Origin of the sequence: Clostridium sp. UBA6640, assembly GCF_002455975.1 — a bacterium.
Classification (GTDB): Bacteria; Bacillota; Clostridia; order Clostridiales; family Clostridiaceae; genus Clostridium_J.
Genome location: NZ_DKLM01000089.1, coordinates 7348 through 7609, shown reverse-complemented (window position 1 = coordinate 7609; position 262 = coordinate 7348). Strand labels below are relative to the sequence as shown.

Here is a 262-nt window from a genome sequence, read left to right as displayed (position 1 = left end):
AGTGAATTTAATGGATAATAAAATTATATATATATATATACCCATTTGTATAATACTTATTATACAAGGAACATGGGTTTTTAGAGATGCAAGAAAAAGAGGAAATAAATATTACTGGCTTTGGGGGCTGTTATGCTCTATTAATATTCCAACGAATTTGATACTTTATTTAATAGCAAGAAAGATAATTGAAAAGAAGAAAATAAATTCATAAATATAATTTGAAAATATAGATATAATTTCAAATAAATATATTTTGATG

The 262-nt window shown here is 21.8% G+C and carries 1 protein-coding gene; it reads left to right on the top strand.

Translation table 11 applies throughout. From position 1 onward, the window contains the following. On the top strand, positions 1–214 hold a 214-nt coding region (locus tag B2W91_RS10300), incomplete at its 5' end, for a sigmaY antisigma factor component (protein WP_291580547.1). Positions 215–262 lie beyond the last annotated feature (48 nt).